The organism is Actinoplanes utahensis (assembly GCF_016862455.1).
Classification (GTDB): domain Bacteria; phylum Actinomycetota; class Actinomycetes; order Mycobacteriales; family Micromonosporaceae; genus Actinoplanes; species Actinoplanes utahensis.
In genome coordinates this window covers 123,219-149,867 of sequence record NZ_BOMZ01000002.1, presented here as the reverse complement: position 1 = coordinate 149,867, position 26,649 = coordinate 123,219, and the positions used below count along the sequence as shown (strand labels likewise).

Here is a 26,649-nt window from a genome sequence, read left to right as displayed (position 1 = left end):
TGCTGTGCCCGTACACGTGTGACGATCACAGCAGACCAGGTCGACCTGAGAATCACCGGACAGCGGTCCGGCGCCGGCGGCCCGTCACGCCGGAGTCAGGCGCCAGAGATTGTCGGGGGTGTTGTCGTCCGGGCTCTGGACCACCGCGGCGCCCTGGGCGGTGGAGCCGTTCTGGACGGCGAGGAGCTTGCCGCTGTTGGCGTTGCGGATCTTGTAGGTGCCGTTGCCCTGGTCGAGCAGCTGCCAACGGTGGTCGGCGGTTCCGTTGTCGTCCCACTGCAGGACGACGGCGTTGTCGGCGGTGGACATGTTCTGGACGCCGAGCACCTTGCCGCTGTTGAGGTTGCGCAGGCGGACGGCGTCGCCGTCCGGGATCCGGACCCAGCGGTGGTCGGCGGTGCCGGTGTCGCCCCAGATCAGCGCGGCTCCGCCGTTGGCGACCGACATGTCCCTGATGCCGAGGACCAGCCCGCTCGCCGCGTTGACCAGCTTGTACGTCTGCGCCGTCGCCCAGTACACCGTGTAGTTGACGCCGTGCGCGTCGTGGAACGGCATCAGGTTGACGGTCGCCCCGTTCGCGGTGACGCTGGTGCGGGTGATCGAGGCGACGTTCAGTGCCGGCGGCGCCGACAGCGTGGTGTTGCCGTAGTTCCCGGCCAGCACCATCGGCCCGTACGTGATCGCCTGCACGTCCGGCCGGTCCGGCGCGGGCCGCAGCACGATCCGCATCGGCAGACGCACGGTGATGGTGTCCCCACTCGCCCAGACCCGGGTGACGGTGGCGTAACCGCCGGCGGCGGGGCTCGCGACGACGGCGCCGTTCACGCTGATCGACGCCCCGGACGTCCACGACGGGATCCGTACCCGGATGCTCCACGATCCGCTCATGGTCCCGCCCAGTCTCAGCGTGACCACATCGGACGACGGGAAGTCGGTGGTCTGGGTGACCGTGATGCCCCGCTGCGACCAGTTCAGCGTCGACGCGGCGAACAGGTTCACCGTCAGGGTCGTACCGCTGTGGTGGTAGATCGCCTCCATCAGCCGGGTGTTGACCTCGACGCCGGTGCCCTGACAGCACCAGAACGTGCCGTAGTCGGTGGACCAGGTGCCGCCACCCCAGGCGGGGCCGACGCCGCGGCGGCCCCCGGCGCGCAGCGGTGTGAAGTAGGTGACGTGACCGTGCGGATCGGCCGGGTTCTGGGCGCCGATCACGTGGTTGAGCAGCGCCTGTTCGTAGTAGTCGAAGTACGCGGACCGGTTCGGGTCGATCAGCCACAGCTCCTGGGTCAGCCGCAGCATGTTGACCGTGTTGCAGTGCTCGCACGTGTCGTCGGTCAGGTACGACGCGATGGCGCCGGGCGGGCGGAAGTGCTCGGCCTGACTGTTGCCGCCGATCGCGTACGTGTGCGCCCCGACCGTGATGTTCCAGGCGTTGGACGCGATGTCCCGGTACCGGGTGACGCCGGTGGCCTTGTACTCGCGGGCCGCCCCGATCCACTTCGGCACCTGCGTGTTGGCGTGCAGCCCGCTGAGCCGGTCCTGGTTGGACGCGAGCGGGTCGAACACGGCCGCGTGATCGAACCGTTGCGCCGCGGTCAGCCACCGGGCCTCACCGGTCTGCTGGTACAGGTCGGTGAGCACGGCGTTCATGCCACCGAACTCGGTGCCGAGCATGGCCTGCATCTGGGCGGTGGTCAGCGCGGCGGTGCGGGTGTCGACCCACGCCGCCAGGTTGAGCAGCACGGTCCGCGCCTGGGTGTTGCCGATGAGCCGCCACACGTCCAGCAGCCCGGCCATCGTCTTGTGGATGCAGTAGTACGGAACGTTGCCGTTGGTCAGGGTCCGGTTGTGCACCGCGGTGATGTCGGCCTCCGGGAACCCGGAGAGGTACCCGTTCGGGGCCTGGCATTTCGCCAGCTCCGTGACCATCTGGTTGGCCTTGTCCCGGCACACGGTGTCCCCGAGCACCGCCCACGCCTGCGCCCACGCGGTCAGGAAGTGCCCCTGCACGTGGGAGCGGAACGGGAACGTGGGCGCGTCCCAGCCGCCGTTGGCCGGCGCGCCGCCGGTGGACCGACCGTGGTTGGCGCGGAACACGTACAGCAGCCGGTCCACGTCGACGAACCGCAGATAGTTGAGGGTGCGGGCCTGGTTCTCCAGGAACCGGCCGGCGGTCAGCCTGACCTGGCCGGGGTCGAAGGCGTACGCGGAGACGCCGAGGTCGGCACGGACCGGGGGGACGACGGCCGCGGCGGCGGGAGTGGCACGCAGCAGGGCCGGTCCGGCGGCCGAGACGAGGGCGGCGCCGAGGACGCGGCGACGGGAGACGGGAAGCGGGGACATGTGTCAGACCTCCGGAGAACGGACACGGGCGGCAGCCGGGTGCGGGGGATGGCTGCCAGTTGTTTGCGCTAACTAGACGGGTTCCACATGTTGCCGAGGCTGATGGGGAGACCACGCCGCCGCTGACGGCGGTGGCTCCCACCATTGTGTTATCGCTCACAAAACTCTGGTCGGCAGATTGAAACACCGTGGTAACACGACTGTCAACGCATCGACGGGTGCCGTCGTCCCCGCGGTGCCGGTCTGCACCTGCCCGGTGGCGAGGTGCGAATCCGGCGCCACCCTCGTCGGAAAATGGGATCGCTCCCATTCTTGGAAGGCCGGAATCGGCGGAAGGTGCGTTTGGGAGGCGATGTCCGGACGGCGATCTCACGTCTTTCCCGACCCATTGTTCGGCGCGGCACGAAGCTCAAAGATCCCTCACAGACGGATGCTCCGTCCGACCTGACTGAGGAGATGACATTGGCCGGAAAGCACCGGACACGCCGTACGTCCGTGGTGGTCAGCGCGCTCGCCGCGATCGGGCTGGGAGTCGCCGGGATCACGCTCGTCCCGTCGGCCGACGCGGCGACCACCGCGTACCCCAAGGGCCCGGCCCCGACCAACAGCAGCATCGAGGCGACCAGCGGACCGTTCGCGATCGCGCAGACGTCGGTGTCCCGTCTGACCGCCAGCGGGTTCGGCGGCGGTGACATCTACTACCCGACCAGCACCAGCGCCGGCACGTACGGCGCGGTGGTGATCGCGCCCGGCTTCACCGCCTACAAGTCCAGCATGGCCTGGCTGGCGCCGCGGATCGCCTCCCAGGGCTTCGTGGTGTTCAACATCGACACGCTGAACACCTCGGACCAGCCGGACAGCCGGGGCCGCCAGCTGCTGGCCGCCGCCGACTACCTGACCGGAAGGAGCAGCGTGCGGACCCGGGTCGACGCCACCCGGGTCGCGGTGGTCGGGCACTCGATGGGTGGCGGTGGCACCCTGGAGGCGTCGCGCAGCCGCCCGTCGCTGCAGGCGGCGATCCTGCTGACGCCGTGGAACCTGACCAAGTCGTGGCGCACCAACACCGTCCCGACCCTGGTCGTCGGCGCGGACGGGGACACCGTGGCGTCGGTCACGACGCACGCCGAACCGTTCTACACCAGCCTGCCGGCGAGCCCGGGCAAGGCGTACCTGGAGCTGAACAACGGCACGCACTTCTCGCCGAACAGCTCGAACACCACGATCGCGAAGTACAGCATCGCGTGGCTCAAGCTGTTCGTCGACAACGACACCCGCTACCAGCAGTTCGTCTGCCCCGGCCCGGGCCTCGGCCTGACCGTCCAGGAGTACCGCAACACCTGCTCCAGCTTCGCGATCTAGGCACTCTCCGGTGACGGCGGGGGGAGCAGGGCACGAAGCGCCGGCTCGGCGAGGTCGAAACCGATCTCGCCGGCGTCCAGGACGTCGCTGTAGACGACCGACTCCATCAGCCTGACGTACAGGTAGGCGCGACGGCGCAGCTCCTGCTCCCCGGCGGACACCCCACTGACCCGGAAGATCTCCATCTGGGCGTCGACGGCCCGGTGGTGCACCGCGGTGCCGGCGGTGATCAGCACCCGGGCGGCGGTCTGCGGCTCCTCGGCCACGAACCGCTGGAGCTGCTGGGCCGTCCCGATGAGCTCGGCGAACCGGCGCGACAGGTCGATCACCCGGTCCGCGCCGGCGCCGAGCGCCTCCCCGCCGGCCTCCTCGAGGAGGATCCGGCCGATCGCCCAGAACACCTCACCGAGCAGCGCGTCCCGGCTGCCGACCATCCGGTACAGCGTGGCGCGGCTGATCGCCAATTCGGCGGCCAGCAATTCCATGTCCACGGTGGAGTGTTTCAGGAAATGCTTGGCGGCTCCCCGCAGAACTGCGGCGGAATCGACGACGCGGCGGGCCGTGGACAATACCGATCCTCATTCTTCATCAGCGTGCGAGAGGTCAGAAGCGTGCGAGAGGTCAGACGGGGGAACAGGCGACCTCGGCCGGGCGGGCGCACGCCACCCGGTCACGGCCGTCCCGCTTGGCTCGGTACAGGGCGGCGTCGGCCGCGCGCAGAGCGGCGTCCAGGCCGGTGGTGGCCGGGCAGACGCCGACGCTGACCGTGACCGTCAGCGGCCCGGCGTCGGTCTCGACGGGACGGTCCGTCACCGCCCGCCGCAGCCGCTCGGCCAGGCCGGCCGGATCGTCGAGGCCGGGCCACACGGCGGCGAACTCCTCACCGCCGTACCGGCCGACCTGCCCGCCGGGCGGCGACGCGTCCCGGAGCCGGGCCGCCACGGCGGTGATGACCTGATCGCCGACCTGATGCCCGTACCGGTCATTGATCTTCTTGAAGTGGTCGATGTCGGCCATCACCGCGGTGAACCCGCCGGACGCGACGGCCATCGCCTCGGCCAGCGTGAAGAAGTGCCGCCGGTTGCTGACCCCGGTCAGCGCGTCGGTGGTGGCCAGATACTCGACCCGGGCGAAGAGCGCCGCGTTGTCGTAGACGACCATCGCCTCCTCGGCGAGCGCGGCGGCCAAGGTGATCTCGGTCGGCCCGTAGGATCCGCCGGTCAGCAGCACCAGGCCGACCGGCGTGCCCTGCCGGTGCAACGGCACCGCCAGATGCGCCCCGGCCGAGAAACCCAGATCCGCGGTCACCGCGACCGGGCCGGGCGCCGCGAGCAGCGCGTTCAGGGTCGCCGAGCGTTCCAGCGGCCCGCCGCCCGCGCCGATCAGGGCGAGGTCGCCGTCCTCCGAGGCCCGCACCAGCCACGACCCGTCGGCCGGCAGCACCCGGGCCAGCGCGGCGTGCAGCTCGGCGAGGACCGCGGCCGGGTCCAGGGACCGGCTGAACCTGATCAGCGACTCGCGCAGCATGTCGGCCATGTCCCGCTGCTGCTCGGCGGCGCGGACCGCCACCGCGAGCTGCGCGGCCCGGGCCGTCTCCACGGCGGCCGCGACGTGCTGGGTGATCGCGCTGAGAATGCCGACGTCGGCGCCGGTGAACATGCCCTTGGCGACTCGGCTGTCCAGGTACACCACCCCGAGCATCCGGCCGTCCAGGACCAGCGGCGCGGCCATGATGCTGCGCAGGCCGTGCAGGACGACGCTGGCCGAGCCGAGGGCCGCGCCCTCGTCGGTGCCGGTCACCACGACCGGCTCCCCGGTACGCCACACCCGCTCCACGATCGTCGACCCGTAGTCGGTGAGGATCGCCAGGTCGGCGCCGTGCGCGTCGCGGCCACTGAACGGCAGCAGCCGGTCGTCGTCGTCGGCCAGGAACAGGTAGGCGCGTTCGGCGTTCAGGATCAGCACCGTCTCGTCGAGCACGGCCCGGCTCAGCGCGTCCAGGGCGATCATGCCGGAGACGGTGCGGCTGAGCCGTTCCAGGGCGGCCAGGCGACGCCGGTCCGCCGTACCGTCCTCGGTCGCGGACCGGCGGACGACGTCGCCGCCCACGCCGAACTCGCGGCGCACCACGTACGCGAACTCCAGCATCCCCAGATCGCCGGCCAGCCGCACCGCCGCTCCGGCGTGCGCGGCGGCCTCCTCGGCCCGGCCGGCGTACGCGGCGATCCGGGCCCGCATCAGCATCGTCCCGGCCGTCACCGCGGGCACGTCGTGGTCACCGGCCCGCCGTTCCGCCTTGACCAGCAGGTCCCGGGCTCGGCGGCGGGCCCGTTCACTGCCGGCGGTGTCCCAGGCCAGCATGGCCGTGACCAGCGCATGATGGGCGGCGAGCTCCCGGCAGGCGCCGCGACCACCGATCGAGGCGTCCCGCAGGTCGCGGACGGCGCGCCCGGCCTCGGCGGTCGCCGCCGCCCGCTGCTCCGGACCCGCCCCGCGCAGCTGCTCCAGGCGCCCGTACGCGATGGCGACGTAGACCGTCCGCAGCGTCGCCGCCAGCGCCAACGGGCGGATCCGCAGCGCCCGGAACGCGGTCGTCGCCCGGTCGAAGACGTCACCGAACTCGTGCTGGTGGTACGCGGCGGTGATGATGGTGACCAGCGGCATCAGCCGGCCCGCTCCGCCGCCCAGCGCCGCGTCCGGCTCGTCCAGCAGCGCCGCCGCGTCGTCGAGGTCGACCGTCCCGCCGGCGCCGTACAGCCGGCTGACCGCCCCGTGCTGGAGATCCGGCGCCCCCAGGTAGCCGAAGGCCTGCTCGACCGCAGCGTGCGTCCGCGCCCGGCGGCCCCGCAGGTCGTGCCGAGCCGACACGGCCAGCGCCAGATTGAGGTTGTCCGACGGTGTCAGCAGCGCGCTGTGCCGGCGCAGCCAGTGCAGGTACTCGTCCAGGTCCGGGTCGCCGGTCTGGGTCTCGGTGAGCCGGCGCAGATACTCGACGTAGGCGGCGCCGGCCGGGCTGCCGAGCTCAGCGGCGACCCGGCCGGCCCGCGCGAACGATCGCTTCGCCGGCCGCCGGGTCACACTCTGCTGCAGGGCGGCGTTGTGGCCGACCTGGCGTATGTACTCCTCCGACGGCCCGATCCGGGCGGCCGCGTACCGGGCCCGCAGCTCGTGATCGGCCATCAGGGGCAGCCGGGTGGACAACAGAGCGGCGTAGGAGCCGGCCGCGTACAGCGCGAACAGCTGCCGGCGCCGGGCGAGCCGGTCCGGATCCGCGGTGCCGAACCCGATCCGGGTACGTTCCACCAGCACCGCCCCGAGCAGGTACCCGAGCCCGGACACGACGCGGCGCACCGGCCCCCGCGCCGGATCGGCGCCGAGCGCGGCGAGACCGAGCTCCACCTCCCGCAGACTGCGGTCGATCTGCCAGCGGCCCAGGTGCAGCTGGGCGAGCTGCTCGTGCAGCCCGGCCCGGCGCATCGGGTCGGCGGTGGCGCCGAGCGCGGCCCGGAACTGCTCCTCGGCCTCGACGAGACGGCCGGCCTGCGCGTACGCGCGGCCGAGCGTCTCGGTCAGCGCGTCGGCGGTCACCGGGTCGGCGCCGTCGGCGTAGGGCCGGGCCGCCTCCAGGAAGCCGATGGCGTCGAGCGCGGCGTGCTCACCGAGCGCGCTGCGGGCCGCCGCCAGGCAGGCCGACACCGTCCGGCGGGGAGCACGGCCGGGGTGGCCGGCGAGCCGGTGCCGGGCCGTCGCATAGCGGGCCCGCGCGTCGGCGGCCTCGCCCGCGGTGACCTCCGCGGCCCGCTGGTGCAGGTCCCGGCGCCGCTCGGGAGTCAAGGCGCCGAGCAGCGCCCGATGGACCCGCTCGTGCACGAACCAGTAGCCGCCGTCGCCGTCCTCGAGGATCCCGCGGCCCGCGGCCGTACCGAAACAGTCCCGCGCCTCCGCCTCGTCCCGGCCGGCCACCAGCGCGGCGGTCCCGGCGTCGAACCGCAGCCCGACGATCGCGGCGGCGGTCAGCATCTCCCGCCCGGCCGCGCCGAGCCCGTCGATCCGGGACAGCAGCAGCCCCTCCAGGTCATCGGGGATCTGCAGGTGCTGCAGGCGTTCGCTGTCGATGTGCAGCCGGCCGTCCCGCGGCACCAGCACACCGGCGTCGATCGCGCCGCGCAGCAACACCGACAGGGTGAGCGGCCGCCCACCGGCCCGGGCCGCGAACCGTTCCGGCAGGCCTGCGGCCACCGGATAACCGCCACAGATCGCCGCGAACTGTTGTCGCGCCGCCGTGTCGTCCAGCGGCTCCAGGACGATCCCGGCGGCGTCCTCGCCACCCCAGACGACGGGCACGCCGGTGTCGGTCGTCACCAGGATCAGCAGCGGTGCGGTCGCGTGCTGGGTCAGCACCTGCCGCAGCACCTGCGCGGTCGTGTCGTCGAGCCAGTGCGCGTCGTCGATCGCCAGCACCGCGCCACCGGACTGCCGGGCCAGCCCGGCCAGGAACGCCGCGACCGCCCGCGGATAGGCGCCGCTGTCCTCCGAGAGGACCGGGGCGACGTTCACCACCTTTCGGAGTACGGGTGACAGACGGCCCAGATAGGGCGCGGCAGCGCCGGCCGCCGCCCGCAGCAGATCCGGCTCCGCCCGGGCCGCCAGCGCGTCCACCATCTGCGACAACACGGCCAGGGGCGGGTCGCCGGGCCGGCCCGCCCCGCGCAGCACGGTCACGCCCGCGCCGTGCAGGCGGCCGGCGAACTCGCGCAGCAGGCGGCTCCGGCCCAGCCCGGCCTCCCCACGGATCACCGCTACCCGGGCGCCGTCGCGGATCCGCGCCCAGCAGCCGGCCAGCTCGCCCAGCTCCCGCTCCCGTCCGGCCAGCGGCGGCTCGGCCGGCGTGACCGGCCGGTCGGCGGCCCCGACGGTGAGCGCGGCGTCCGGGGCGGCGGCGACGGAACGCAGATCGGCGGCGAGGCCGGGTGCGCCCGCGTACCGGTCGTCGGGGTCCTTCGCGAGCAGCCGCGCCACGACGGCGGCCAGCGGACCCTCCGCCCGGTTTCCCTCCGGCGCCGGCAGGGCGGGCGGCGCCGCGACCGCGTGCAGGCGCATCAGCTCCCCGGTGTCGGCGGCCCGGAACGGCGGCCGGCCGGCGAGGCACTCGTAGAGCACCACACCCAGCGAGTACAGGTCGCTGCGGGCGTCGACCGGGCGGCGCAGCGAGCCGTTCTGCTCCGGCGCGGTGTAGGTGAGGGTGCCGGCGATCTCGTCACCGCACAGCTCACCGGACCGGGCGGCCATCCCCAGATCGACGAGCCGGGCCCGGCCGTCCGCGCCGACCATGACGTTGTCCGGTTTCACGTCACGGTGCACCAGGCCGGCCCGGTGCACCGCGGTCAGCGCCTCGGCGATGTCGGCGCCGATCAGCGCCACCCGGGCCGGGGTGAGCCGGCCCGCACGCAGCAGGTCACCGAGCCGGTTGCCGGTGACCAGCTCCATCACCAGGTAGGGGCGGCCGTCCACCTCGCCGGCGTCGTACACCTCGGGCAGCCCCGGATGCCGGCAGATGGCCGTCCACGCCGCCTCCCGGTACAGCGGGGTCCGCGCCGCGCCGTCCGGCAGCACCTTGACCGCGACCTCGGCGCCGTCCGGACGGACCGCCCGGTAGACGACGCTGTGCGCACCCCGGCCGATCTCGGTCCACCCACGAAGGCCCGGCACGGCAGGCGCTGCTCCACTCACGTATCCGGTAATCGGCATGTGACGGCCGGACCTTCGGCGAAGCGTACGACTCGGGGCCGGCCCGCCGATGCGTCTCTCGCTCAGCGAGAGGCGTGCTGTGTCGTCGCGGCAGTGCTCGACCGGATCGCCGGCCGGACCACCCCGATCCATGTGCGGTGGCAGCCGTGCCTGATCGTCCGCGGCGGCCCTCCCCGGCTGACCCCGGCCCGCCCGGGGTGCCACGATGACGCTGTGCGATCTGACGACCGGCCCCGCGGTGAGCCCGTGCTCGCCCGAGCCGCCCGGATCCTGCAGGCGTTCACCCCCGACGAGCCGGAGCTGTCGGTGTCCGAGATCGGCCGCCGCGCCCGGCTGCACGTCGCCACCGCGTCCCGGCTGATCGCCGCCCTCACCGCGGAGGGCCTGCTCGCACGAACCACGAACGGCAGGGTCAGCATCGGCGTGCGGCTGTGGGAGCTGGCGCAGCGCGCATCGCCGACGCTGGGCCTGCGGGAGGCGGCGATGCCGTTCCTGGAGGACCTGCACGCCGTCATCGGCCACCACGTGCAGCTCGGTGTGCTCGACGGCGGCGAGGTGCTGTTCGTCGAACGCCTGTCCGCCCGCGACGCGGTGATCAACGTGACCCGCATCGCCGGCCGGCTGCCGCTGCACGCCTCCTCAGCGGGCCTGGTCCTGCTCGCGTGGGCGCCACGTGACCTGCAGGAACAGGTCCTCGCGGGCGCACTGCCCGGGTACACCCCGACGACGATCACCGCACCGGCCCGCCTGCGTGGAGTCCTCGACGGCATCCGCCGCCAGGGCTACGTCGTCTCGGACGGCCAGATCCACCCCGACGCCACCGGTGTCGCCGTCCCGGTCCGCGACGGCGCCGAGCCGGGCCGCCCGGTCGTGGCCGGCCTGTCAGCCATCGTGCCCAACGACGGCCGCGCCGTGTCCCTGGTCCCGGCGTTGCAGGCCGCCGCCCGCGGCATCGCCCGCCGCCTCCGCTGAACCCGCCGCTCAACCTCCTCGGCCGGAGCGCCGAACCTTGCGCATCAGCATCGCCCAGACCCCGTAGCCGGATCCGACGTCTCCAGTGACCGTCCCCGCAGCCGAGCCCGTGAACAGGGCATGCGCGCAGTCCGGGCAGACCTCGCGCCCGGTGATCGTCTTCTCGAACGGCTCACGGACACTGCGACCACAGTCCGGGCATTCTCGGCTCGACAGTCCCATCCATGCCTCCTGCGATCGGGCTCCCGAGAGTACGGCCATGCCGCACTCCCCGCCGGCCGGTCATGGGAGTTCACGGCCCGAACGTGCCGTTCCGCTGAACGGTGAGCGACATCCCACCTGTCCGACCGACGTAGCGGTGGCGAGCGGACCGCGGCGGATCGGTATCCGACGAGCTCATCGTGCCGACCATCCGGTCCGCGCCCTTCTCCGGGCGCTTTGCGTACGGCTGTGTCGGCGGCGAGGTGCGCGTGTCCTCGGCATTCCACCATTCGGCGACCCAGAACGGGCCGGACGGTACTGGAAATGAAATGATCTTGAATGTTATGATGGCATTCGTCCGTGCCTAAGGTTGTCCTGCCCGTGTAACCCTCACGAAGGACGACACCCCATGGACGGCATGGAAGCACGCGTTGATCGGTTCCTCGCCACGTTCTCCTCGGCGAATGAGGCGTCGCGCCCGGATCTGCTCGGCGACTGCTTCGCCGACTCGTTCCTGTCCGCGAACAGCAGCGGCGCCCGGCCGACAACCCGAGACGCCTTCCTGGCAGCCCTACCCCAACGGGCCACCGCGTTCGGCGACGCCGGAATCGGCGTCCCCGAACTCGTCGAACGCACGTGGCGCCGACTCGACGAGCATTATCTCCTGGTCCGTACCGACTGGCAGGCCCCACGGGCATTCGGCGGAGCGCCTGTCGCGCTGGCCTCCTCCTTCCTGTTGCACGACGATGGCCGGCGCCTGCGCATCGTCCTCTACCTCAACCACGAGGGCCTTCCGCGGCCCACCGGTGAGGTTGGACATCAAGTCATCTCCGCAGGGCCCTGACCGTTGACGGCCAACGGATCGGTGCGCGCTTCTGCGATGAGGAGTGCAGGAGTCGGATCGGCGACCGACATCGACTCGATCGCCTGATCATCAACGCCCCGGGTGCAGGAGGCGGATCCAGGTACCGCCACCGTGAACGGCACCATGGCGTCCGAGTGCCCTGGCGAGTTCCGGTTGCTGCTGGAGCGGCCGGACTGCTCTGCCTGCTGGCGCTGTTCGCCGCCCCGGCCGGACAGCACGGTCTCGGGTCAGCCGGCTCGGTGACATCCTGGTGGCAGGGCCTCCTCACCCCGTTACTCACCGTCGCCGCCGTGACGATCGTCCTCGGAGTCATCGAACGCAGCATCGGCATCACGATCTCCGGCGCCTGGATGGCGGCCCCGGCCTGGCAATTCTGTGCCACCGGCTACGTCGGAGGGCTTCTCCGCTGGCAATCATGGGCACTGGGTGGCGGTTCCGGACCCGCACTGGGCGGCCAACTGACATCATGCTGGCCGAGATACCCGAGTGCGCCTTCTCCACCTTGCGAACCGAGCTACGCCTCACTGACGGCAACCTCAACCGCCACGTGCAGGTCCTCGTCGATGCCGGCCTCGTCACCCTGAACAAGGGTTACGAAGGCAACCGGCCCAGGACCTGGGTCGGACTCACCCGTGACGGCCGCCGCGCACTCCGCGCCGAACTGTCCACGCTGGAGCAGCTCACCGCACGCCTGAAGGCGGCGAACCTCGACGACTCCTAGCCTGGCGACGCGCGGCCACGGCGTGAGCGGAGTCGTGGTTGCTATGGTCGGCCGAGTCCGTTGACCCCGTTGGTGGGAGTTGAGCCTTGGCATCGCCGGAGAAGCAGTCGGATCTCCCGCACTTCATGATCCTCATCTATGAACGCGAGGTGCCGGACAGTATGCGGGCGGCCCTGCCCACCGTCCTCGAAGCCCACATGCGGCTGCCGGCACAGATCGCCGAGACCGGTGCCCGGATCATCACCGGCAATGCCCTGCGACCCGCGGCGCAAGCGATATCGGTGCGGGACAACACCCCGGTCCGCGGCTCCCTCGCCGACGGCGCACATACCCTTGCCGGCTACTTCATCGTGGGAGCTTCCGACCTCGACCACGCTGTCTGGATCGGCCGGATGATTCCGGTCGCTGACGGCTGGGTCGAGGTTCGCCCCGTACTCATGAATTGAAAGGCTAGCGTCGAAGCCCCGCAGCGCTTCGGTGCCCACGGGTACTCATAGTCCCCGTGGGCCGCACAGTGCGTTCTCGACGACCGTGTCGGTGGCTCGCTGGTGTTGCAGGGCGAGGCCGGGCCGGGTGCCCGACACCGACACCGACACGCTGCGACGGCCGTCGTGGGTGACGCCGTTGTCGCTGGTGTAGCCGCTGCCGCCGCCCGGGTGGCTCCAATAGGTGCCGCCGCACGGCAGTGGCCGCTCGAAGAGGCCGAGCCCGTATCGGGCGCCCGGCAGCAGTTCCTCGAACTCCGGCCCGAGGGGCATCGTGCGGGTCATCTCGGCGAGCTGTGCCGGGGGCAGCAGCCGCCCACCGAGCAGCGCCCGGAAGAAACGGTTGACGTCCGCGGTGGTCGAGACGAATGCGGCTCCACCGTCGACGATGACCTGCTCGGTGACGTCGGTCAGCTCGCCGGCGCCGAACTCGTGGTAGCCGCGTGCATGCGGGCCGGGCAGTGTCGGCAGGTTGCCGGGCCACGTCGTGTCACGCATACCGGCTGGGGCGAGGACGCGCTGCCGCACCTCCTCGTGCCACGGCCGGCCGGTGACCTCGTCGATCACCATCTCGGCCACGATGTAGCCGACGTTCGAGTACCGCCAGGCCGTCCCCGGCGTGAAGTCGGGCGTGTGCCGGAGGGTCCGTGCGAGCAGTCGCGCCGGCGTGTACACGTCGTATCGGTGCTCGCGGTAGTCGGCGGCGGTGGCGAAATCGGGCAGGTCGTCGTGCAGGCCGCTGGTGTGCTGGAGCAGGTGCCGGACGGTGATGGCGCGGCCGTCGTTGCCGTTGCCGCGGATCACGCCCGGCAGCCACTTCTCCACCGGGTCGTCGAGTCCGATCCGTCCTTCCGCCACCAACTGCAGCATCACCGTCGCGATGAGGGCCTTGCCGGTGCTGGCGATGCGGAAACGGCCGTCAGGCGGCACCGCGTGACCGGTCCGCAGGTCGGCGACGCCGGCGGTCGCGACGACCGTGCGCCCGTTCGGGGTCACCAGCCGCGCCTGCACTCCCGGCAGGCCCAGGGCGTGCACGGCCGCGGTGTCACGACGGAGCCGGTCGAGGTCGGTGAGCCGTCCGGTGCCGGCGTGCGCGTCAGCGGTGACGCCGACTCCCGCGACGAGCACGACCGCTGTCATGGCGAGGCGTACGAGATTCATGCCTGAAAATCTAGGAGTCCCCGGCGCCGTGCCCCATACCGCTGGCTACCGCATCGAACGCTACCGCCGGCTGTAGTGCGGCCGATGATCGATTCCGGTACAGATGTCGTCATGACGCGTCGGCGGGCCACGGCCTACCTCCTGGCGATCCTCGGTACGGCGCTGGTGTCGCTGCCCGGCCTGCCGGTGCTGTGCCTCCCCGGCGTGCGTGAGCGGTGGGCCCGATGGCACCTGCGGCTGGCCGGCCACCGGCGGTGGCGTCCGGTGCGGTTCCGGCGGCACCTGCTGTGGCTGACCGTCCACCTTGTCACCGGGCTGCCTCTGGGACTGTTCGCGCTGCTGGTCGCCGGTAATCTCGTCACCGCCGTGATCGCCGCGACGTTCTGGTGGGCGTTCCCGGCGGATGAGCCGGTCACGTTGTTCGTCGAGGTGCCGGTCACCGGGTGGACGACCGCGATCGGGCTCGGCGCCGTGCAGTTCGCGCTGCTCGCGGCGGTGACCCATGGGGCGTTTCCGGCACTGGCCGCCGCGCACGCCCGGGTCACCCGCTGGGCGTTGACGCCTTCGGAGGCGGAGCGGCTGGCCGGCCGGGTCGCCGATCTCACCCGTACCCGGGCCGACGTGCTCGACGCGCACGGCGCCGAGTTGCGCCGCATCGAACGGGACCTGCACGACGGCGCGCAAGCCCGGCTCGTCGCGGTGGCGATGCGTCTCGCGGTGGCCCGGCAGGCGGCCGGCGACCCCGACCTGGTGAACCGGCTCGTCGCCGAGGCGCACCAGGGCACCGAGGAGGCGATGGCCGAGTTGCGCACGGTGATCCGCACCATCTATCCGCCGATCCTGGCCGACCGGGGCCTGACCGGCGCGCTCGTCGCTGTGGCGGCCCGCAGCGGCCTCCCGGCCACCGTCGACGTCGGCGATCTCGGCCGGGTGCCCGCGGCGGTGGAGACGGTGGCATACTTCGCGGTCACCGAGGCGCTGAGCAACGTCACCCGGCACAGCCGCGCGACCCGGGCGGGCGTCCGCGTGTCCCGTCAGGGCGATCTGCTGACCGTGACGGTGACCGACGACGGCGCCGGCGGGGCGGACGAGACACACGGGACCGGCCTTGCCGGCATCCGCCGCCGGGCCGGCGCGCTCGACGGCACCCTCACCGTGCGCAGCCCCGAGGGCGGGCCGACCGAGATCACACTGGAGGTGCCGTGCTCCGAACGGTGATCGCCGAGGACAACGAGTTCCTGTCCGGCGGCTTGGAGCTGATGCTCGGCGTCAACGGCTTCACCGTGGTCGCGACCGTCGCCGACGCCGACTCGTTCCTCGACGCGGTCGACGAGCACCGCCCCGACGTGACGGTCGTGGACGTACGGCTGCCACCGACATTCCGCGACGAGGGCATCCGGGCCGCCATCGAGGCCCGGCGCCGTCACCCGGACCTCCCGGTGATGGTGTTCTCCCAGTACGTCGAGCGGGAGTACGCCACCCGGCTGCTCGCCGGCGCCCCGCGCGGTATCGGCTACCTGCTCAAGGACCGGGTGAGCCGCATCGAGGAGTTCATCGAGGCGTTACGCCGGGTAGCCGGCGGCGGCACCGCCTTCGACCCCGAGGTCATCGCCCAGCTGCTGACCCGGACCAGCGACGACCCGGTCTCCGCGCTGACGCCGCGGGAGCGTGAGGTGCTGGCGCTGATGGCCGAGGGCCGCGACAACACCGAGATCGCCGGCCGCCTGTTCATCACCGCGAACGCCGTGCACAAGCACATCAACGCCATTTTCGGCAAGCTGGGTCTGGTCCCGGCCGACGGTGGGCACCGGCGCGTGCTCGCCGTGCTGACGTACCTCGCCGCCCCGGGCCGGCGTCGCCCGGGCTGACGATCACGACGAGGCAGGTCCGTGGACGCGGCAAGCCCGGCAGGCAGCGTCGGATGCCGGCACGTCGCCGTCACCGACCGATGTGGACGAGGACGGTCTGCGGCATGATCACACGGTGAGTGATGAGTGGAGCAGCCCGATGGCCGCCGCCGTCGGGGGGATCCGGATTCTGATCGGTCTGGCGCCGCCGGCCGCCCTCGGCGCCTACCGGCGGCATGCCCAACTCGCGGAGGACTTCCCGGTCACCGGTGACAGCGGATACGACGGATACGCGTTCGTGGCCGTCGACGACGGCGGCGGCGAGTGGCCCCGCCTGGTGGTCACGCAGCGGTACGCGCCCTCCGGAGCCGGTTTCCCGCCGGGTGTGCTGTACGTTCCCGAGCAGCGTCAACTTTTCATCGGAGCGGGCACCCGTCTGATCGCCTACCAGGCGCGGTCCGGACAATGGCGCCGAAGCTGGGAGGACGAGGCGCAGGCCGGGTTCTGGTCCTGGCGTCAGCACGACGACGTGGTGATCATGTCAGCGGAACTCGGGATCGCCGCCTGGCGCACCGACGGCACGAGACTCTGGACGACCTTCGCCGAGCCGCCATGGTCCTACCGGGTCGTCGCCGGCCAGATCGTGCTCGACGTCATGGGCACCGTGCGGACCTTCGATCTGCACCGCGGCCCCTGACCCTCCAGCAGGAGATCCGTTCCGGCGAGGTCCGCTGGGCGCGGTGGCTGTGGCCCCGATGGCGGCGCCGGTAGGTATCTCCAACGGCGTGCGTGTCCGTGAGCGCCGCGCACCGCGAACAGCCGGTACTGCCGGTAGCCGGTCCGGTGTGGACGGCTGGGGCGTTGCGGACGGGGCGGGCCGGTTCGTGGTGTGAGACGGCCGTCGCAGAACGGTGGGCGGATTTCGTCCGTACTCCGGCATGCAAACCATGGCGGAAAGGGCAGGCACATGTTCACTCACCGTAAGCGTTCGCGGAAGACCCGGCGCGTCGTTCTGTTCGCGGTCAGCGCGGCGGTCGTCGGGGCGGGTGCGATCGTGACACCGCAGGCGTTCGCCGGCACGCTGCCGGGATTCGGCCGTGCCGACGGCGCCCGGACTGGATTCCTGGGCTTCGGAAACCGCAACGGCAACGGCCTCGGTAACGGCAACGGCCTCGGTAACGGCAACGGTCTCGGGAACGGCAACGGCTTCGGCAACGCGGCGGGTAACGGCGGTGCGGCCGCGGGCGGCGGGAATGCCGCGGGTGACGGCGGTGCGGCCGTGGGGGCCGGCGGTTGCAGTGACGTGCAGCTGGTCTTCGCCCGGGGCACCGGTGAACGACAGGGGCTCGGCATCGTGGGGCGGCCGCTGGCGCAGGAACTCGCGAGCGCGCTGCCGGATCGGAGTGTGAGCTCGTTCGCCGTCGTCTATGCGGCCGCCGCCAACCAGGCGAGCGCCGGGCCGGGCGCCACCGCCATGAGCCGGCACATCGCCGCGGTGGCCGCGGACTGTCCGCGGACGCGGTTCGTGATCGGCGGGTACTCGCAGGGGGCCAGCGTGACCGACATCGCGATCGGTATCCGCGGTGCGGGCACGGCGGGGGAGGCGATCCCGCAGAACCTGAATGGTCGGGTGGCTGCCGTCGTGGTGTTCGGGAACCCGCTGGGCCTGCGGCGGCGCACGATCGCGCAGAGCAGTCCGGCGTTCGGGCCGAAGGCGAAGGAGTTCTGCAACGCCGGGGACCCGGTGTGCGGTGGGGGGAGCAACTTCGCGGCGCACCTGGCGTATCCCCGTAACGGCAGTGTGCGGGAGGCGGCGGAGTTCGCCGCCGGGAAGATCAACGCGGGCTGACACGGCAGGGACCTGCGGCGCGGTGTCGATCTGCGTCGCAGCCCCGGCCGTTTGCCCGCCTGTCTCACGACCCGTGAGGCAGCACCCACCACCAGGCGGAGCTCGGGGATTCGTCTCTCGCTGAGTGAGAAGGCGGCTGTTTCCGCTGTGACCGGGGTCGCATTCTGGCGGCCTCATGTCACAGGAGGTTCACGTGGCGGAAACACGAAGCCTGCGCGTCACCGGCAAGGAGCCGGTCGCCGATGGTGTCGTCGCGCTGACGCTTGCCGATCCGGGTGGGGCCCGGCTGCCGGACTGGACGCCGGGCGCCCACATCGACCTGATCCTGCCGAACGGATCGGTACGCCAATACTCGCTGTGCGGGGATCGGTGGGATGCGTACACGTACACGATCGCGGTGCTGCGGGAGACGAACGGGCGCGGCGGGTCCGCGTACATCCATCAAGATCTTGATCTCGGGGAGGCCGTGGGCCTCGGCGGGCCGCGCAACAACTTCCCGCTCGTCCCGGCCGAGCGATACCTGTTCATCGCGGGCGGCATCGGCATCACCCCGCTGCTGCCGATGATCGCGCAAGCGGATCTGCTCGGCGCGGACTGGCGGTTGCTCTACGGCGGCAGGCGCACGGCGAGCCTCGCCTTCGGGCACGATCTCGCGGGGTACGGGGCCCGCGTCCACCTTCGGCCCGAGGACCGGTACGGGCTGCTCGACCTGCCCGGATTCCTCGCCGCCTGGCAGCCCGGCACCCGCGTCTACGCGTGCGGCCCGGCCCCGTTGCTGGCCGCGGTCGAGCGGGCCTGCACCGGGTTCCCACCGCACACGCTGCGCACCGAACGGTTCGCCGCGGCCCTGACCGGCCCGGTGCGCAGCATGCCGTTCGAGATCGAGCTCGCCCGGTCGAAGACGGTGCTGACCGTCCCCGCCGACTCGTCGGTCCTCGACGTGATCACCGCGGCTGGCGCCGACGTGCTGTCCTCCTGCCGCCAGGGTGTCTGCGGCACCTGCGAGATCATCGTCCTGGCGGGCGAGCCGGACCACCGCGACAGCGTCCTCGACGACACCGAACGGGCCGCCGGCGCCTGCATGTTCGCGTGCGTCTCCCGGTCCCGCTCGGACCGCCTGGTGATCGACCTGTGAGACCGCCGACCGCGGGTAGTCCTCCGGTGAAACCGCCGAACCCCGCCGCGCGTCCTGTGAAACCGCCGACCTCGGGGGATGGAGCTATGAAACCGCTGACCACCGGTGCGGGGTCCGTGCAACCGCCGACCTCGCTCGCCGACCCGTTCGATCACGGCAACCTGGAGGACCCCGGCCCGCTCCACGAGAGCTTGCGGGCGGCCGGCCCGGTCGTGCACCTGAGCCGCTACGACACCTATGCCCTGGCCAGGTACGAGCAGGTGCACGCGGCGCTCACCGACTGGCAGCGATTCCAGTCCGCCGCCGGTGTCGGTCTGAGCAACTTCCGGTACGAGGAACCGTGGCGCCCGCCGAGCCTGCTGCTGGAAGCCGACCCACCCCGGCACGACGCCCCGCGCCGCGTCCTGTCGGCGATCGTCGGCCCGCGCTCGCTGCACCGGCTGCGGGCGAAGTGGGCGGCCGACGCCGCCGGCCTGGTCGACCGGGTGCTCGGTACGGGCGACGTCGTCGACGTGGTGCCGGCGCTGGCCGAGGCGTTCCCGCTGCGGGTCTTCCCGGGCGCTGTCGGGATCCCGGCGGACGGCCGGGAGAACCTACTGCCCTACGGCGACCACCTGTTCAACGCGTTCGGCCCGCCCAACGATCTGGTCGCCGCGGGTGCCGGCCGGATCGCCGGCCTGTCGGCCTGGGTGAACGGGCAGTGCGCCCGCGACCGGCTCGCCCCGGACGGGTTCGGCGCCGCCGTCTGGGCCGCCGCCGACCGGGGCGACCTGACCCACGAGCAGGCGCCGCTGGTGGTCCGGTCCCTGCTGTCCGCCGGCGTCGACACGACCGTGCACGGGCTGTCGGCGGTGCTCTACGCCTTCGCCACCCACCCGGACCAGTGGGAGCGGTTGCGCGAGCAGCCGTCGCTGGCGCGGGTCGCGTTCGACGAGGCGGTGCGGTGGGAGTCGCCGGTGCAGACGTTCTTCCGGACCGCCACCACCGACGTGCGGGTCGGCGGGACGGTGATCCCGGACGGCGCGAAGATCCTGATGTTCCTCGGCGCCGCCAACCGGGACCCGCGCCGCTGGACCGCTCCGGACCGCTTCGACCTGTCCCGCGACCCGTCCGGGCACGTCGGTTTCGGCATGGGCATCCACCAGTGCGTCGGCCAGCACATCGCCCGTCTGGAAGCCGAGTCCCTGCTCACCGCCCTGGCCCGTCGGGTGTCCCGGATCGAACCGGCCGGCCCGGTGGCCCGTCACCACAACAACACGCTGCGCGCCTGGCACAGCATCCCCGTCCGCCTGCACCGGAAGTGAGAACCATGCAGCAAGTGAAGGCCGTCATCGCCCGAGCCAAGGGCACTCCGGTCGAACTCGTCACCATCAACGTGCCCGGCCCGGGCCCGGGCGAGGCTGTCGTCAAGATCCAGGCGTGCGGGGTCTGCCATACCGACCTGCACTACCGCGAGGGTGGCATCAACGACGCGTTCCCGTTCCTGCTCGGCCACGAGGCGTCCGGCATCGTGGAATCCGTCGGCGACGGCGTCACCGACGTGGCTCCCGGCGATTTCGTGGTGCTGAACTGGCGGGCTGTGTGCGGCCAGTGCCGGGCCTGCAGACGCGGTGACCTGCACTACTGCTTCGACACCCACAACGCGAAACAGAGGATGACCCTCGAGGACGGTACGGAGCTGTCGCCGGCCCTGGGCATCGGCGCGTTCGCCGAGAAGACCCTGGTCGCGGCCGGTCAATGCACCAAGGTCGACCCGTCGGCCCGGCCGGCGGCGGTCGGTCTGCTCGGCTGCGGGGTGATGGCCGGCATCGGCGCCGCGATCAACACCGGCGCGGTGACCCGCGGAAAGTCGGTCGCGGTGATCGGCTGCGGGGGAGTGGGCGTGGCCGCGGTCGCCGGCGCGGCGCTGGCCGGGGCGAGCACGATCATGGCCGTCGACATCGATCCGGCGAAACTCGAAGCGGCCCGCAAACTGGGCGCGACTCACCTGATCGACTCGTCGCGGACCGATCCGGTCGCCGAGATCAAGAGAATCACCGCCGAGACGTACGAGGGAGCCGACGGCGCTGACGTGGTCATCGAGGCGGTCGGCCGGCCCGAGACGTGGAAGCAGGCGTTCTACGCCCGTGACCTGGCCGGCGTCCTGGTCCTGGTCGGCGTGCCGACGCCGGGGATGACCCTGCCGGATCTGCCGCTGATCGACGTGTTCGGCCGCGGCGGCGCGCTCAAGTCCAGCTGGTACGGCGACTGCCTGCCCAGCCGCGACTTCCCGATGCTCGTCGACCTGTACCGGCAGGGTCGCCTCGACCTGGACGCCTTCGTCACCGAGGAGATCGGCATCGGCGACGTGGAGACGGCGTTCGCGAAGATGCACGGCCCGGGCGCCGAGCCGGTGCTGCGTTCGGTGGTCGTCATGTGATCGATGCCCGTGAGGGGCATGCATGAGCGGCAGCCGGGGACGGTCGTGCGGGAACGCCTGCCGCAGCCACCGGGGGCCACGGGACCGTCCGTGGCCCGTACCGGAAAAGGTTTGAAGAGAAGTACCGCGGACCCGAATCTGGAACGGAGTCTTCTGGCGATGGCCCGCCATGCCGATCTCAACATGTTGACCGCGCTGGACGCGCTGCTCACCGAGTGCAGCGTCACCCGGGCCGCCGAGCGGCTGCAGATCAGCCAGCCCGCGATGAGCTCGGCGCTGGCCCGGCTGCGGCGGCACTTCGGGGACGACCTGCTCACCCGGGCCGGGCACAGCTATCAGCTGACGCCTCTGGCGGCCCGGCTCGCGGCGGCGACCGCCGACGTGGTCGCCGCCGCCGATCAGGTGCTCAGCGCCCAGCCCGACTTCGATCCGGCGCGGTCCCGGCGCACCTTCACGGTGATCATGTCCGATTACGCGCTGACCGTCCTGGGCGCCGCCGTGGCCGCGCTGATCGACCGGCAGGCGCCACACGTGCGCCTGCATGTCCAGCCGACCACCCGGCAGAACGTCGACCAGGCCGCCGAGGAACTGCGGGAGGTCGATCTGCTGGTGCTGCCGCACGGCATCGTCACCGGGCTGCCGCACCGCAACCTGTACCAGGACGAGTGGGCGTGCCTGGTCGACGCCGCCGCGGGCGCCGAGCTGACCGTGGCGGACCTGGCCCGCCGGTCCTGGGTGCTGACCTATCACGACGGCACGGCGATCACCACGGCCGCCCGGGAGCTGCGCACGCACGGCATCGAGCTGGACGCGCGGCTGGTCGTCGAGAGCTACACGGTGCTGCCCGCGCTGATCGCCGGCACCGAGCGGGTCGCGCTGGTGCAGCGGCAGCTCGGCGCCGCGATGGCCGAGACCGGGCGGGTACGCCTGGTCGAGTGCCCGTTCCCGACGGCACCGGTGGTCGAGGCGATGTGGTGGCATCCGGGGCACGAGAACGACCCGGCCCATCGATGGCTGCGCCAGTGCTTCGCCGACGCGGCCATCCAGGTGCAGCAGTGAACGCCATGACCACGGCCTATCAACACGCCGGATACACCGCATAAACAATCTCGTCTTCTCGGGTGCCCGGCTGCTCGGGGAGGGTGTCGGCACCCAGTCGTCCCCCGATCCGAGGAGACCTTCGTGCGAGCATCCCGATGGAAGGCGTGGGTCGTGCCCCTCGCTGTTCTCGCCACCGCCGGCGTCGCCGTCCCGAACCTGCCGGCCCGGGCCGCGACCGCCCCCGATTTCGGCCCGAACGTGAAGATCTTCGATCCCGGCACGCCGGTCGCCGACATCAACGCGTACCTGCGGGGCATCTCGGCCGAGCCGGAGTTCAGCACCGACCGGCACGCCGTGTACTTCAAGCCCGGCGCCTACGGCAGCGCCACCGGCATCGTCAACAGCGAGGTCGGCTATTACACCTCGATCGCCGGCCTGGGCGCCTCGCCGACCGATGTGCGGATCACCGGGGCGCTGCACTCGGAGCCGCGCCAGAACGCCGACGGGTCCTCCGACGGCCTCACCAACTTCTACCGGTCACTGGCCAACCTCTCGATCGATCCGATCCAGCGGCCGGTGGGCGCGGACGCGGAGCGGACCAGGCCGGAGGGCGTCGCCCCACCTCGGACCATGCGCTGGGCCACCTCGCAGGCGTCGTCGCTGCGCCGCGTGGACATCCGGGGCGACCTGGACCTGAACGGCGCTTACGGCGCCACGCTGTTCGGCACGACCATGGCGGACAGCCGGATCAGCGGCACCGTCGACAGCGGCGGGAACGCCGGACCGGGCCAGGCCCAGTACCACGTGCGCGACAGCCAGATCGGCGGCTGGACCGGCGGCTCCGCCAACCTGGTGTTCTCCGGCGTCAAGGGCGCGCCGGCGAGCGACCTCACCGGCCGCGGCATCACCACCCTCGCCACCACGCCGACGTCCCGGCCCGCGCCGTTCCTCACCGTGCACGAGGACACGTACGCGGTCTTCGTGCCGAAGGCGCGCACCAACGCCTCCGGGGTGAACTGGGCGACCGACGCCACCGCGGGCACCGGCATCCCGATCGCCCGGTTCCACATCGCCAAGCCGGGCGCCGACACCGCCGCGACGATCAACCGGGCCCTCGCATCCGGCAAGCACCTGCTGCTCACGCCCGGCGTCTACCGTCTCGACGGCCCGATCACGGTGACCCGGCCCGACACCGTCGTCATGGGCATGGGGTACGCGACGCTGGCGCCCACCGGCGGGCGGGCCGCGATCGAGATCGGCGACGTCAAGAACGTCGTCGTCGCCAGTGTGCTCGTGGACGCGAGCCCCGGGACGGACGTGCTGGTCAAGGTCGGCACCGGCGCCGACGTCAACATCGGTGACGCGACGAGCCCGACCACGCTCAGCGACCTGTTCGTCCGCGTCGGTGGCGCCCAGGCCGGATCCGCGCGGATCTCGGTGCAGGTCAACCAGAGCCGGGTCGTCCTCGACGACAACTGGCTGTGGCGCGCCGACCACGGCGCCGGGGTGGGCTGGACGAGCAACACCAGCGACACCGGCCTCGAGGTCAACGGCACCGACGTGACAGCCCTCGGCCTGTTCGTCGAACACCACCAGAAGAACCAGGTCGTGTGGAACGGCGAGCGCGGCCGGACGATCTTCTATCAGAGCGAGTTCCCGTACGACCCGCCGAACCAGGCCGCCTGGCGGGACGGGACCAAGGAGGGATACGCCTCTTACCGGGTCGCCCCGGGCGTGACGACCCACGCGGCCACCGGCACGGCCATCTACACGCTGTTCACCGACTCCACCTTCGCCGGCGCGCCGGCGCACGCCTGGACGACCGTCGAGGCGCCGCAGCGGGCCGGCGTCCGGTTCACCTCGCTGACCAGCGCGGTCATTGCGCTCGGCGGCGGCATCCGCGGCATCGTCAACACCACCGGCGCCGCCGTCGACGCGACCCGGCCCAACCAGGTCGTCCCCGGCTTCACCGCCGCCGCCCGGCTGGCGTCCTACCCCCGCTGATCGCCGCCGCTGGACTGCCGGACCACCAGATCGGGCTGGAACACCACCTGCCGGTGCCGGTGCTGCCGCGGGGAGTCGATCTCCCCGGGAAGCCGCGGGGAGTCGATCTCCTCGAACAGCAGCTCGGCGGCGATCCGGCCCAGCTCGGCACGCGGCTGCCGTACCGATGTCAGCGGTACGGCGGCCGCGGCCGCGTAGTCGATGTCGTCGTAGCCGACGATCGCCAGGTCCGCGGGCACCCGCAGACCCCGCCGGGTGACCGCTTGCAGCACCCCGAGGGCGAGCAGATCATTGGCGCAGAACACCGCCTCCGGCCGGTCGGCGGGGGAGCGGTCGGCGATCGCCGTCCCCGCCGCACGGCCCTCGGTCACGCTGACCGCCGCGGTCTCGACGACCTCGATCGTCGCGCCGGTGGACTGCCGTGCCCCGGCGAGCCGCGCCGCCGCCTGCGGCACCGACAGCGGGCCGCCCACGTACGCCAACCGCCGATGCCCCCGCTCGGCCAGGTGCCGCGCCGCGAGCCGGCCACCGGCCTGGTCGTCGACGGACACGCAGCACAGGCCGTGCCGTCCGGCGCCCCGGTCCAGCAGGACCACCGGGGTGCCGCGCCGCACCAGCTCGTCGACCGCCGTGCCGGCCCGATGGACCGGGCTGACCAGCACGCCCTGGACCCGCTGGGTCTCGGCCCGGCCGAGGTAGCGCTGCTCCCGCTCGGCCGACTCGCCGCTGTTGTGCAGCATCACCACCACGTCACGCCGGTCGGCGACCTGCTCGGCGCCGCGGGCGACGTCGGCGAAGAACGGGTTCGTGACGTCCGGGACGATCAGGCCGACGGTGCGGCTGCGCCCGGCGGCCAGCGACCGGGCCGCCTCGTTGGGCCGGTAGTCGAGGGCGGCGATCGCGGCGAGGACCCGGTCGCGGGTCTTGACGGCCACCGCCTGCGGCCGGTTCAGCACGTTGCTCACCGTGCCCACCGACACGCCCGCGCGGGCCGCCACGTCCTCGATTCTCGCCATGGCCCGAAGGTATATCAGACGCTTCAATGTCAGCCGGATATCCACCCCGTGAATGACCGGTATCAGGATGACGTTATTGACGGTCCTGCCCGGTCAACCGAAGCTTTAGACGCTTCAAAGCGGAAGACTTCTCAGGAGGACCTGTGGCATCCATAACCCGTGTCGCGGCGGCGCTCAGCGCGCTCGCGCTCGTCGTCTCCACATCGGCCTGCGGCGGCAGCGAAGAGGACAGCACCTCGGCGAAGAGCTTCACCTTCCTCGCCATCAACGAGAACACCACCGTGCCGACCACGCTGACCACGCTCAGCCAGAAGGAATGCGCCACCCAGAACACCGCCCAGCCCCTGGAGATCAAGAAGCAGGCGCAGGCCGGTCTGGACCAGCAGCTGCAGCTGCTCGCCGGTCAGGGCGCCCTGCCGCAGACGTTCACCGCCGCGAACGCGCCGTCGCTGACCAAGCAGCTCGCCGGCAACGGCTCGGTCCTCGACACCGCCACGGCGGCGCCCGGCGTGCTGGCGGCCGCGTCGTCGAGCATCAAGTCGCTGTACGACGGACAGCAGCTGGTCCTGCCGACCGAGCTCAACATCGAAGGCATCTGGTACAACAAGAAGCTGCTCGCCGACAACGGCATCGCCACCCCGCCGGCCACCTGGGACGACCTGGTCGCCGCGTTCGCGAAGCTGCAGGCCGCCGGGGTGCAGCCGATCTCGCAGGCCGGCAAGGGCGGCGACGGCTGGGGCGTCACCCGCTGGGTCGGCAACTACATCCTGCGCCAGCAGGGACCGGAGGCGCTGAAGAAGGTCGCCGACGGCCAGGCCAAGCTGACCGATCCGCAGTACGTCGCCGCCGCCGACGCGATCGCGAACCTCGGCAAGGCCGGCTACTTCGGCAAGTCGCCCACCTCGATCGACTACGCCACCGCCCTGAGCACCTTCCTGTCGGGCAAGGCCGCCTTCATCTACATGGGCTCGTGGGCGCTGTCGGACTTCAACGACGAGACCAAGAACAAGATCGGCGCCGACAACATCGGCTTCCTCAAGTTCCCGACCGTCGCCGGCGGCGCCGGCACCGCCGACCAGATGCCGGCCAACGTCGGCGTCGCCGTGGCGGTGTCCAAGAAGGCGTACGAGGGCGACAAGAACACCCAGGCCTGGGTCAATTGCATCGTGGAGAACTACGGCACGGTCGCGCTGCGCGACTCCAACCAGATCACCGGCTTCGCCACCGACGGCAGCGTCCAGGTGCCGCCGCTGACCAAGCAGATCCAGGACGAGATCAGCAAGGTGCGGACCAGCGTGCTCTGGTTCGAGGGCCACTTCTCCGCCAAGGCCACCACCGTCAGCCAGAGCAACGGCGGCCTGCTCGCCGCCGGCCAGCTGACCGGCGAGAAGTTCATGCAGACCGTCAGCGCCAACCTGAGCTGATCACATTCTCGCGGCGGCCCCGGCCACGGTCGGGGTCGCCGCGGCACGAAAGGCGAGCC

Annotated in this window: 20 protein-coding genes; 15 read left to right on the top strand and 5 right to left on the bottom strand. The window is 72.0% G+C overall.

Annotation, left to right across the window (positions count from 1 at the left end):
- Positions 1–84: 84 nt before the first annotated feature.
- Positions 85–2,343 (bottom strand): beta-L-arabinofuranosidase domain-containing protein, encoded by a 2,259-nt coding sequence (locus tag Aut01nite_RS01135; RefSeq protein ID WP_043524927.1) that lies wholly within the window; start codon positions 2,341–2,343, stop codon positions 85–87.
- 456 nt (positions 2,344–2,799) lie between these two features.
- On the opposite strand from Aut01nite_RS01135, the gene Aut01nite_RS01130 reads away from it, so the two are divergent.
- The gene (locus tag Aut01nite_RS01130; protein ID WP_052163682.1) at positions 2,800–3,702 is read left to right on the top strand and encodes an alpha/beta hydrolase family protein; all 903 of its coding nucleotides are present in this window, start codon (positions 2,800–2,802) and stop codon (positions 3,700–3,702) included.
- Here Aut01nite_RS01130 and Aut01nite_RS01125 read toward each other — a convergent pair.
- Together Aut01nite_RS01125 and Aut01nite_RS01120 are read right to left on the bottom strand one after the other, a co-directional pair.
- Positions 3,699–4,271, bottom strand: a complete 573-nt coding sequence (locus Aut01nite_RS01125; protein WP_052163683.1) for a QsdR family transcriptional regulator — start codon at positions 4,269–4,271, stop codon at positions 3,699–3,701. The two genes, Aut01nite_RS01130 and Aut01nite_RS01125, sit on opposite strands and share 4 nt — an antisense overlap.
- A gap of 52 nt (positions 4,272–4,323) precedes the next feature.
- Positions 4,324–9,411 carry a protein kinase domain-containing protein gene (locus tag Aut01nite_RS01120; protein ID WP_043524928.1) on the bottom strand — a complete coding sequence of 1,696 codons (5,088 nt, stop codon included), beginning with the start codon at positions 9,409–9,411 and terminating at the stop codon, positions 4,324–4,326.
- 252 nt (positions 9,412–9,663) lie between these two features.
- Here Aut01nite_RS01120 and Aut01nite_RS01115 point away from each other — a divergent pair, with 252 nt between their 5' ends.
- From Aut01nite_RS01115 to Aut01nite_RS01100, 4 genes are all read left to right on the top strand, one after another.
- Positions 9,664–10,422: an IclR family transcriptional regulator gene (locus Aut01nite_RS01115; RefSeq protein ID WP_043525011.1), complete on the top strand. Its 759-nt coding sequence runs from the start codon at positions 9,664–9,666 to the stop codon at positions 10,420–10,422.
- 619 nt (positions 10,423–11,041) lie between these two features.
- Positions 11,042–11,467 carry a nuclear transport factor 2 family protein gene (locus Aut01nite_RS01110; RefSeq protein WP_152628681.1) on the top strand — a complete coding sequence of 142 codons (426 nt, stop codon included), beginning with the start codon at positions 11,042–11,044 and terminating at the stop codon, positions 11,465–11,467.
- Positions 11,468–11,954: 487 nt separating this feature from the next.
- Positions 11,955–12,209 carry a transcriptional regulator gene (locus Aut01nite_RS01105; RefSeq protein WP_052163684.1) on the top strand — a complete coding sequence of 85 codons (255 nt, stop codon included), beginning with the start codon at positions 11,955–11,957 and terminating at the stop codon, positions 12,207–12,209.
- A gap of 86 nt (positions 12,210–12,295) precedes the next feature.
- Entirely contained in the window at positions 12,296–12,655 is a 360-nt protein-coding gene (locus tag Aut01nite_RS01100; protein WP_052163685.1) for a YciI family protein, read from the top strand.
- A 45-nt stretch (positions 12,656–12,700) separates the two neighbouring features.
- Here the strand turns inward: Aut01nite_RS01100 and Aut01nite_RS01095 are convergent, their stop codons facing one another.
- Positions 12,701–13,855, bottom strand: coding sequence for a serine hydrolase domain-containing protein (locus Aut01nite_RS01095; protein ID WP_052163686.1), 1,155 nt, complete (start codon positions 13,853–13,855; stop codon positions 12,701–12,703).
- A gap of 111 nt (positions 13,856–13,966) precedes the next feature.
- Between Aut01nite_RS01095 and Aut01nite_RS01090 the strand changes: the two genes are divergently transcribed.
- The 9 genes from Aut01nite_RS01090 to Aut01nite_RS01050 all read left to right on the top strand — a co-directional run bounded on the left by Aut01nite_RS01090 (position 13,967) and on the right by Aut01nite_RS01050 (position 24,150).
- The gene (locus Aut01nite_RS01090; protein WP_043524931.1) at positions 13,967–15,073 is read left to right on the top strand and encodes a sensor histidine kinase; all 1,107 of its coding nucleotides are present in this window, start codon (positions 13,967–13,969) and stop codon (positions 15,071–15,073) included.
- A gap of 41 nt (positions 15,074–15,114) precedes the next feature.
- Positions 15,115–15,723, top strand: coding sequence for a LuxR C-terminal-related transcriptional regulator (locus tag Aut01nite_RS01085; RefSeq protein WP_052163698.1), 609 nt, complete (start codon positions 15,115–15,117; stop codon positions 15,721–15,723).
- A 115-nt stretch (positions 15,724–15,838) separates the two neighbouring features.
- Positions 15,839–16,399, top strand: coding sequence for a hypothetical protein (locus Aut01nite_RS01080; protein ID WP_152628682.1), 561 nt, complete (start codon positions 15,839–15,841; stop codon positions 16,397–16,399).
- A 270-nt stretch (positions 16,400–16,669) separates the two neighbouring features.
- On the top strand, positions 16,670–17,551 hold the full coding sequence (locus Aut01nite_RS43155; protein ID WP_236642689.1) for a cutinase family protein: 882 nt from the start codon (positions 16,670–16,672) through the stop codon (positions 17,549–17,551).
- 193 nt (positions 17,552–17,744) lie between these two features.
- Positions 17,745–18,686, top strand: coding sequence for a PDR/VanB family oxidoreductase (locus Aut01nite_RS01070; RefSeq protein ID WP_307837448.1), 942 nt, complete (start codon positions 17,745–17,747; stop codon positions 18,684–18,686).
- Positions 18,687–18,772: 86 nt separating this feature from the next.
- Positions 18,773–19,990 (top strand): cytochrome P450, encoded by a 1,218-nt coding sequence (locus Aut01nite_RS01065; protein ID WP_052163687.1) that lies wholly within the window; start codon positions 18,773–18,775, stop codon positions 19,988–19,990.
- A 5-nt stretch (positions 19,991–19,995) separates the two neighbouring features.
- Entirely contained in the window at positions 19,996–21,105 is a 1,110-nt protein-coding gene (locus tag Aut01nite_RS01060) for an S-(hydroxymethyl)mycothiol dehydrogenase (RefSeq protein WP_043524937.1), read from the top strand.
- A gap of 159 nt (positions 21,106–21,264) precedes the next feature.
- On the top strand, positions 21,265–22,164 hold the full coding sequence (locus Aut01nite_RS01055) for a LysR family transcriptional regulator (protein WP_052163688.1): 900 nt from the start codon (positions 21,265–21,267) through the stop codon (positions 22,162–22,164).
- Between the two features lie 123 nt (positions 22,165–22,287).
- Entirely contained in the window at positions 22,288–24,150 is a 1,863-nt protein-coding gene (locus Aut01nite_RS01050) for a pectate lyase-like domain-containing protein (RefSeq protein ID WP_043524938.1), read from the top strand.
- On the opposite strand, the gene Aut01nite_RS01045 is transcribed toward Aut01nite_RS01050, so the two are convergent.
- The gene (locus Aut01nite_RS01045; protein WP_043524940.1) at positions 24,138–25,166 is read right to left on the bottom strand and encodes a LacI family DNA-binding transcriptional regulator; all 1,029 of its coding nucleotides are present in this window, start codon (positions 25,164–25,166) and stop codon (positions 24,138–24,140) included. The two genes, Aut01nite_RS01050 and Aut01nite_RS01045, sit on opposite strands and share 13 nt — an antisense overlap.
- A 143-nt stretch (positions 25,167–25,309) precedes the next feature.
- On the opposite strand from Aut01nite_RS01045, the gene Aut01nite_RS01040 reads away from it, so the two are divergent.
- A complete protein-coding gene (locus tag Aut01nite_RS01040) occupies positions 25,310–26,590 on the top strand; it encodes an ABC transporter substrate-binding protein (RefSeq protein WP_236642690.1) in 1,281 nt (426 codons plus the stop codon).
- The last annotated feature ends 59 nt before the right edge of the window (positions 26,591–26,649 follow it).

Bases quoted from the DNA above. Each gene is read 5' to 3' on its own strand.
- Aut01nite_RS01060 (WP_043524937.1), top strand. From the start codon at position 19,996: ATGCAGCAAGTGAAGGCCGTCATCGCCCGAGCCAAGGGCACTCCGGTC.
- Aut01nite_RS43155 (WP_236642689.1), top strand. From the start codon at position 16,670: ATGTTCACTCACCGTAAGCGTTCGCGGAAGACCCGGCGCGTCGTTCTG.
- Aut01nite_RS01110 (WP_152628681.1), top strand. From the start codon at position 11,042: ATGGAAGCACGCGTTGATCGGTTCCTCGCCACGTTCTCCTCGGCGAAT.
- Aut01nite_RS01045 (WP_043524940.1), bottom strand. From the start codon at position 25,166: ATGGCGAGAATCGAGGACGTGGCGGCCCGCGCGGGCGTGTCGGTGGGC.
- Aut01nite_RS01090 (WP_043524931.1), top strand. From the start codon at position 13,967: ATGACGCGTCGGCGGGCCACGGCCTACCTCCTGGCGATCCTCGGTACG.
- Aut01nite_RS01130 (WP_052163682.1), top strand. From the start codon at position 2,800: ATGACATTGGCCGGAAAGCACCGGACACGCCGTACGTCCGTGGTGGTC.
- Aut01nite_RS01055 (WP_052163688.1), top strand. From the start codon at position 21,265: ATGGCCCGCCATGCCGATCTCAACATGTTGACCGCGCTGGACGCGCTG.
- Aut01nite_RS01095 (WP_052163686.1), bottom strand. From the start codon at position 13,855: ATGAATCTCGTACGCCTCGCCATGACAGCGGTCGTGCTCGTCGCGGGA.
- Aut01nite_RS01105 (WP_052163684.1), top strand. From the start codon at position 11,955: ATGCTGGCCGAGATACCCGAGTGCGCCTTCTCCACCTTGCGAACCGAG.
- Aut01nite_RS01065 (WP_052163687.1), top strand. From the start codon at position 18,773: ATGAAACCGCTGACCACCGGTGCGGGGTCCGTGCAACCGCCGACCTCG.
- Aut01nite_RS01135 (WP_043524927.1), bottom strand. From the start codon at position 2,343: ATGTCCCCGCTTCCCGTCTCCCGTCGCCGCGTCCTCGGCGCCGCCCTC.
- Aut01nite_RS01085 (WP_052163698.1), top strand. From the start codon at position 15,115: ATGCTCGGCGTCAACGGCTTCACCGTGGTCGCGACCGTCGCCGACGCC.